1 pseudogene is annotated in these 1134 nt (G+C 57.0%); it reads left to right on the top strand.

Annotation, left to right across the window (positions count from 1 at the left end):
- Positions 1–280 precede the first annotated feature (280 nt).
- Positions 281–968, top strand: a pseudogene (locus MSKU9_RS18975) (IS5 family transposase); the annotation flags it as partial.
- Positions 969–1134: the final 166 nt, after the last annotated feature.

Raw genomic sequence — 1134 nt, 5'->3', positions numbered from 1 at the left:
GCCGCAAGCGCAATGCCGCCAACCTTGCTCAGCAGCGGCTCAGGGGCAGCCAGCAGGCCCGCGGCACCGGCCATTTCCGCTGCGCCAATGCCCATTGTGGCCAGACCTTCGGCCCTGTTGATACTTTCATGGCCTGGCAGGTATTGCCTGACGACATTGACGAGTTGACGTTCGCCCATGACAAATGTCAGGGTGGAATGCTGGTTAGATTCTGTTGACAAAAGGTCTTCTCAGACTGGCCTGGACGTGATTCAACGCTGGTCTTTGCGGAGACCTGTGGATGCGTGGCGACCTGACGGACGAGGAATGGGCGATCATTGGCGGCCTGCTGCCGCCTGAACGTGGCCGTTGGTCGCGACCTGCACAGGATAACCGTCTGTTTCTCAATGGAATGCTTTATGTCCTGCGTGTCGGTTGCCCATGGCGGGACATGCATGAGCGCTACGGAAAATGGAACTCGGTCTATGTGCGGTTCCGTCGATGGGCAGAACAGGGCGTCTGGGACGCTCTGCTGGAAACGCTGGCTGAACTCGGTCTGACCGATGACTGGCAGCACATGATCGACAGCATGGTCGTTCGGGCTTACAGCCAGGCGGCTGGCGCAAAAGGGGGACACACAAGGAAGGTTGTGGTCGCGAAGCCGCGGCGGCTTTACGAGCAGGATCCACGCCCGCGCTGACGGTCAGGGCCGCCCTCTCGGCTTCGACCTGACGGGTGGCGAGATTTCTGATTATTCCGGCGCTGATGCCCTGATGGACCTGCCGGTCGTGACACCGCGCCGATTTCTGGCCGACAAGGGATATGATAGTGACAGGATACGGGAGAACCTGCTTTTTCGAGGCATTCTTCCTGTTATCCCGCCGCGTTCAAATCGCACGGAGGATATTCCCTGCGACTTCCATCGTTATCGGGATCGAAACCGTATCGAGCGGATGTTCAACAAACTGAAGCAGTTACGACGTATCGCCCACGCTATGACAGGACAAGAAAATCGTTCCTCGCCTTTCTTAACCTCGCAGCCGTAAAATTGTGGCTACCGTCTTTTGTCAACAGAACCTAGCACTACAGTTGCATTTTTCTGAGAGTTCTGAATCTATGGGTCACCATGATTCTGAACGAGATGAATGGCGCGGC

Source organism: Komagataeibacter diospyri, from assembly GCF_006538165.1.
Classification (GTDB): Bacteria; Pseudomonadota; Alphaproteobacteria; order Acetobacterales; family Acetobacteraceae; genus Komagataeibacter; species Komagataeibacter diospyri.
The sequence above is the reverse complement of the archived record's forward strand: the minus strand, read 5'-3'. Positions and strand labels throughout refer to the sequence as shown.